The sequence below is a fragment of the Nonomuraea sp. B1E8 genome (assembly GCF_039871515.1).
Taxonomy (GTDB): Bacteria; Actinomycetota; Actinomycetes; order Streptosporangiales; family Streptosporangiaceae; genus Nonomuraea.
Window position 1 is genome coordinate 695,637 of record NZ_JBDPLS010000002.1, and the last position, 6,064, is coordinate 701,700.

Annotated in this window: 6 protein-coding genes; 5 read left to right on the top strand and 1 reads right to left on the bottom strand. The window is 70.3% G+C overall.

Annotation, left to right across the window (positions count from 1 at the left end; translation table 11 throughout):
* The first annotated feature begins 12 nt into the window (after window positions 1–12).
* Complete coding sequence (locus ABGA98_RS12185; protein WP_347618327.1) at window positions 13–1,518, top strand: NAD(P)/FAD-dependent oxidoreductase; 1,506 nt, start codon at window positions 13–15, stop codon at window positions 1,516–1,518.
* 6 nt (window positions 1,519–1,524) lie between these two features.
* On the opposite strand, the gene ABGA98_RS12190 is transcribed toward ABGA98_RS12185, so the two are convergent.
* Window positions 1,525–2,085 carry a helix-turn-helix domain-containing protein gene (locus ABGA98_RS12190; protein WP_347618328.1) on the bottom strand — a complete coding sequence of 187 codons (561 nt, stop codon included), beginning with the start codon at window positions 2,083–2,085 and terminating at the stop codon, window positions 1,525–1,527.
* A gap of 86 nt (window positions 2,086–2,171) precedes the next feature.
* On the opposite strand from ABGA98_RS12190, the gene ABGA98_RS12195 reads away from it, so the two are divergent.
* The 4 genes from ABGA98_RS12195 to ABGA98_RS12210 form a co-directional block, all read left to right on the top strand.
* Entirely contained in the window at window positions 2,172–3,374 is a 1,203-nt protein-coding gene (locus ABGA98_RS12195) for a cytochrome P450 (RefSeq protein ID WP_347618329.1), read from the top strand.
* Window positions 3,375–3,436: 62 nt separating this feature from the next.
* The gene (locus ABGA98_RS12200; RefSeq protein WP_347618330.1) at window positions 3,437–4,138 is read left to right on the top strand and encodes a response regulator transcription factor; all 702 of its coding nucleotides are present in this window, start codon (window positions 3,437–3,439) and stop codon (window positions 4,136–4,138) included.
* Window positions 4,135–5,520 (top strand): HAMP domain-containing sensor histidine kinase, encoded by a 1,386-nt coding sequence (locus ABGA98_RS12205; protein ID WP_347618331.1) that lies wholly within the window; start codon window positions 4,135–4,137, stop codon window positions 5,518–5,520. Before ABGA98_RS12200 ends, ABGA98_RS12205 begins: the two co-directional genes overlap by 4 nt.
* Before the next feature lie 245 nt (window positions 5,521–5,765).
* The coding region (locus ABGA98_RS12210; RefSeq protein ID WP_347618332.1) for a hypothetical protein at window positions 5,766–6,064 on the top strand (299 nt) is incomplete at its 3' end.

Sequence of the window (6,064 nt, forward strand, 5' to 3'; positions counted from 1 at the left end):
TATGGTGCGTTGATGGGCGCTTATGACGTGATCGTAGCCGGCGGCGGGCACAACGGGCTGGTCGCCGCGGCGTACCTGGCCCAGGCGGGACGGCGGGTGCTCGTCCTGGAGCGGTACGGCCACGTGGGCGGCCTGGCGATCTCCACCCGGGCCTTCCCCGGCGTGGACGTGCGCCTGTCGCGCTACTCCTACCTCGTCAGCCTCCTGCCCCGCGAGATCGTCCGCGACCTGGGGCTCGACCTGGAGCTGCGGCGCCGCCGCCACGCCTCCTACACGCCCAGCGGCGGCACGGGCCTGCTCGTCGACAACGAGGACGCGGCACGTACGGCGGCCTCGTTCCGCGCCGTCACCGGAGGCGAGGCCGACCACGAGGCCTGGCGGGACTTCTACGGCATGACCGCGCGGGTCGCCCGCGCCCTCGCCCCCACCCTGCTCGAACCCCTGCGCACGCCGGCCGAGATCGAGCGGCTGGTCGGCGCGCAGGCGTGGCGGGACCTGTTCGCCAGGCCGATCGGCGAGACCGTGGACGAACGTTTCGCCGACGACACCGTGCGCGGCGTCGTGCTCACCGACGCGCTCATCGGGACGTTCGCCGACACCGCCACCGACCTGTCGGCCAACCGGTGCTTCCTCTACCACGTGATCGGCGACGGCACGGGCGACTGGAACGTCCCCGTCGGCGGCATGGGCGCGGTCTCAGGGGCGCTGGAGGCTGCGGCCAGGCGGGCCGGCGCCGAGATCAGGACCGGCGCGGAGGTCATCGGGATCTCGCCGTCCGGCGAGGTCGCGTTCGTGACGGAGGACGGCGAGCACACGGTGAACGGCGGGCACGTGCTGGCCAACCTGCCGCCCGCGGTGCTCGACCGGCTGATGGGCCGGCCGGCGGAGGTGCCCGAGGGAGCGCAGCTGAAGGTCAACATGGTGCTGTCGCGGTTGCCCCGGCTGAAGGACGCGCAGGTGGATCCGCGCGCCGCCTTCAGCGGGACGTTCCACATCAACGAGGGACGCGACCAGCTCGCCAGGGCGTACGCCCAGGCGGCCCGAGGGGAGATCCCGGAGCTGCCGCCCGCCGAGGTCTACTGCCACTCCCTGACCGATCCGTCCATCCTCGGCCCCGAGCTCAGGGGCGGGGCCGAGACGATGACGCTGTTCGGGCTGCACATGCCCGCCCGACTTTTCCGGAAAAATCCGGATCAAGCCCGGAAGCAGGCGCTGGAGGCCACCTTCGCCTCCGTCAACGCCGTCCTGGCAGAACCCCTGGAGGACTGCCTGCTCAAAGCCCCCGACGGCACCCCGTGCGTCGAGGCCAAGACGCCCGTCGACCTCGAGAAGGACGCGGGGCTTCCGGGCGGCCACATCTTCCACACCGACCTGAGCTGGCCGTACGCCGAAGAGGGCGGCTGGGGCGTGGAGACCGAGCACGAGCGCGTTCTCGTGTGCGGCGCGAGCGCCCGCAGGGGCGGCGGCGTGAGCGGGATCGGCGGCCACAACGCCGCCATGGCCCTGCTCGGCCGCTGACCGCCGCTACCCGTCCTCGGAGACCAGCTTGGCGGCCACCTCCAGCGCCACCGCCACCCGCTCCGTCTCCGACAGGTCCGTGTCGACGAGGACGGGCACGTTGCCCAGGATCACCGCGACCACCGCGAGCCGGGCCTCGAACCGCCGCACCGGGCTCGCCTCCGGGGGCGCCAGCAGGGACAACATGCTGATCAGGCCCTGGCGCATGCGCTCGCCGGCCGGCACCTCGCGCATCACCCCCTGGTTCACCTGCGCGAAGTGGAACAACGGCCGCCACTGATCCGCCAGCAACTCCGCGATCCGCCGCAGGATCTCCTTCTTCGACTCGGCGGTCATGGGCTGCTGTCTGGCCCAGGTCACCAGCTCGTCGATCGAGTCGACCAGCCGGTCGACGACGCCGGCGAGGATCGCCTCCTTGGTACGGAAGTGGTAGTAGAGCGCGGGCCTGGTGATCTGCAGCCGCTCGGCGACCTCCTGGAGCGTGGTCTTGTCATATCCCCGCTCGGCGAACAGCTCCAGCGCCACCTGCTGGATCCGCTCTCTCGTGTCCGTCCGCCGTCCAGCCATTCCGCTCCCATCACTTGACCGCCGGCCGCTCCATTGCTTACTTTCGCGTAAGTAATGAATGAGGCCGGACTCGTTGGGAGCAGACTATGGCCGAGAACTTCCCCGTCCCGCGCACCTGCCCGTTCGCACCCCCACCCGCGTACGAACGGATGCGCGAGCAGGCCCCGCTCGTCCGCGCCACGCTGCCCCGCGGTGAGGCGTGGCTGGTCACGCGGCACGCCGAGGCCCGGCAGGTGCTCTCGGGTGCGGGCATCAGCACCAACCCCGCCACCCCCGGCCACCCGAGCGGCGCGCTGAGCACGGAGCCCACGACCCCCGAGCGGGACGCGTTCATGGAGAAGCTCGCCATCGGCCACTTCATCGACCTGGACCCGCCCGAGCACGGCAGGTTCCGCCGGCTGCTCATACCCGAGTTCACCGTCAGGCGGATGAGAGAGCTCCGGCCCGGAATCCAGCACATCGCCGACGAGCTCATCGACGACATGATCGCCGGAGGGCCGGAGGCCGAGCTGGTGGAGGCGTTCGGGCTGGCGCTGCCCTCGCTGGTCATCTGCCGGCTGCTCGGGGTCCCGTACGCCGACCGCGAGTTCTTCCAGTCACGGACCCGCAGGATGATCTCGGCTGCCGTCGGCCAGGAGGCGCGTCACGTCGCGGTGATGGAGATCAGGGGGTTCCTCGACGCGCTGGTCACCAGGGCGGAGGCGGAACCGGAGGACAACCTGCTCGGCCGGCTGGCCGGCACCGGGCGGCTCAGCCACGACGAGATCGTGGGCGTGATGTTCCTGCTGCTCGTCGCCGGCCACGAGACCACCGCCAACATGATCCCGCTCGCCGCGCTCACGCTCCTGCGCCACCCGGCCCAGCTCGCCGCGCTGCGCGCGGACCCGGACCTGTGGCCCACGGCCGTCGACGAACTGCTGCGTTACCTCTCGGTCGTGGACTGGGTGGCGTTCGACCGCGTGGCCACCGAGGACCAGGACATCGGCGGGCAGCTCGTCAGGAAGGGCGAGGGCATCTTCGTGCTCGGAGCCTCCGCCAACCGGGACGAGCGGGCGTTCGAACGGCCGGACGAGTTCGACATCGGCCGCTCCGCCAGACACCACGTGGCCTTCGGCTACGGGGTGCACCAGTGCCTCGGCCAGAACCTGGCCAGGGCAGAGCTGGAGATCGCGCTGCGCACGTTGTTCGAGCGGCTGCCCGGGCTGCGGGTCGCGGTGGCGGACGAGGACGTGCCCCTCAAGCACGAGAGCCCCATCCTCGGGCTCAAGGCGTTGCCCGTCGCGTGGTGATCCACGGAAAAGAACCGAGGGCGTTCATCACCTTTTCATGATGAACCTCTAGCGTTTGCAGCATGAGTGAGCCCGCACGGTTGCTGGTGGTGGACGACGAGCCCGCGTTGCGCGAGGCGCTGCAGTCGAGCCTCGAGTTCGAGGGCTACAAGGTCGTCACGGCCGGCGACGGGCACGCGGCGCTGGAGGCCCTGGCGAGCGACTCGTTCGACGGGGTGCTGCTCGACGTCATGATGCCGCGCCTCGACGGGCTGACCGCGTGTCGCCGGCTGCGGGCGTCCGGCAACCACATCCCCGTCCTCATGCTGACGGCCCGCGACGCGGTCGGCGACCGGGTCTCCGGGCTCGACGCGGGCGCCGACGACTACCTCGTCAAGCCGTTCGAGCTGGACGAGCTGCTGGCCAGGGTGCGCGCGCTGCTGCGGCGCGGCGCGCTCAGCGCCGGCCCGGCCGAGACCGGCGACGCGCTCACGTACGACGACCTGCGCATGGACCCGGCCACCAGGGAGGTCACCCGCGGCGAGCGCAGGCTCGACCTGACCAGGACCGAATACCTGCTGATGGAGCTGTTCCTCGCGCACCCGCGCCAGGTGCTGACCAGGGACCAGATCCTGAGCGAGGTGTGGGGATTCGACTTCGAGCCGACCTCCAACTCGCTCGACGTCTATGTGATGTACCTGCGGCGCAAGACCGAGGCCGGGGGAGAGCCGCGCGTGATCCACACGGTGCGCGGCGTGGGCTACGTCCTGAGAGCGGCGCCGTGAGACGAGGGAGCCTGAGGTCCCGCCTCACCCTCCTCGTCACGGTGGCCGTGGCGCTGGCCATCACGGTGTGCGCGGGAATGTCGTGGTTCATCGTCCAGAACCAGCTGATCAGGCAGCTCGACCAGACCATCCAGGACCCGGAGGAGTCGGGCGACAGGGACTTTCTCCTCAGCCACTGCTCCCCCCAGGGCTCCTCCGACGAGTACGCCGGCATGGCGATGTTGCTGCGCGCCGACGGCAGCACGTGCTCGCTCGGCGCGCCCATCGTGTGGACGGAGGAGGATCTGGCCCTGGCGGACCACCGCCGCGAGCCGATCTGCCGTGACGGTGTGACCCGTGACGGCAAGCCGGTCCGCGTGGTGATCTCGAACTTCTCCCCTGGCACCGCCGTCCTGGAGGCGGCACCGCTCTACCACACCAGGCGTACGCTGCGGAACACCGCGTTCGCACTGGCGGCCGTCGCGGCCCTGGGCGTGTTCGGCGCCGCGTGGGCGGGCCTGGCCATCTCGCGCGCCGGGCTGCGCCCGGTCGGAGACCTCACCAAGGCGGTCGAGCACATCGCCCAGACCGAGGACCTCGGCACTCGCATCCCCGTCAAGGGCAACGACGAGATCGCCCGCCTGAGCTCGTCCTTCAACGCCATGACCGCGGCGCTGGCCGGCTCCCGCGAGCGCCAGCAGCAGCTCGTCGCCGACGCCGGCCACGAGCTGCGCACCCCCCTCACCACCCTGCGCACCAACATCGACCTGCTGCTGCGCAGCGAGCAGACCGGCCGCAGCCTCGACCCCGGCGCCAAGGAGCGCCTGCTGGTCAACGTGAAGGCGCAGTTCGCCGAGCTGTCCACGCTCGTCGGCGACCTGCTCCAGCTGGCCAGAGGCGACGCCGACCACGAGCCGCACGTCGAGCTGGCCTTCCACGAGGTCGTCACCGCCGCCGTGGAACGCGCCCGGCTGCGCGGCGCCGAGGTCGTCACCGACCTGAGCCCGTGGTACGTCGTCGGCGCCGCCGCCTCCTTGGAACGTGCCGTGCTCAACCTCATTGACAACGCCGCCAAGTTCAGTCCAGGAGGCCAGGTCGAGGTGAGGTTGCGCGGCGGCCGGCTGACCGTGCGCGACCACGGCCCTGGGTTGCCCGAGGAGGACCTGCCGTACGTGTTCGAGCGCTTCTGGCGCTCGCCGTCGGCGCGCGGGCTGCCCGGGTCGGGGCTGGGCCTGGCGATCGTGGCGCAGGCGGTCGCGGAGGCGGGAGGGTCGGTACGCCTGGAGAACGCGGGTGGCGGCGGGGCGATCGCGACCATGGACCTGCCGGGAACTCCCGATCCGCGGCCGGCAACAAGACCGTATGACGGGCGAAATGATGACCGGGAGAATACGTCTGGCTAATTTATTCGGATAGGTCCGAATTTATGCCGCCAATAGCCCGCTGACCAGGGGAAACTTTCTTCGGTTACATTTCATGGCCGACGCCCGGCAATGTATTCTCGTGGCAAACGAACGGGACCGGAGATCTATTACATCCCCGGTCCCTACCTCCAAAGGTAGGGGAGATCGAGTTGAGCTACAAGGACGCGGCTGTCAAACTCGCTAATGAGTTGGCCACTGAGTTCGTCAACATCCGGGCGGATCGCATGGAATTGGGACAGCAGCTCACCGAGCGCGTCAACGGCGTGGGCTCCCGCGTCAAGGTCGTCGATGCCAAGGTCACCACCCTCGACGCCAAGGTCGACACCCTGGACAGCAAGGTCGACGCTCTGGACGGCAGGGTGGGGTCGGTGGAGACGAAGGTCGACGCCCTGGACGGCAAGGTCGACGCTCTGGACGGCAGGGTGGGGTCGGTGGAGACGAAGGTCGACGCCCTGGACGGCAAGGTCGACGCTCTGGACGGCAGGGTGGGGTCGGTGGAGACGAAGGTCGACGCCCTGGACGG

Excerpts from the sequence above, each read along its gene's own strand:
- ABGA98_RS12200 (WP_347618330.1), top strand. The coding sequence starts at position 3,437 with ATGAGTGAGCCCGCACGGTTGCTGGTGGTGGACGACGAGCCCGCGTTG.
- ABGA98_RS12185 (WP_347618327.1), top strand. The coding sequence starts at position 13 with ATGGGCGCTTATGACGTGATCGTAGCCGGCGGCGGGCACAACGGGCTG.
- ABGA98_RS12195 (WP_347618329.1), top strand. The coding sequence starts at position 2,172 with ATGGCCGAGAACTTCCCCGTCCCGCGCACCTGCCCGTTCGCACCCCCA.
- ABGA98_RS12190 (WP_347618328.1), bottom strand. The coding sequence starts at position 2,085 with ATGGCTGGACGGCGGACGGACACGAGAGAGCGGATCCAGCAGGTGGCG.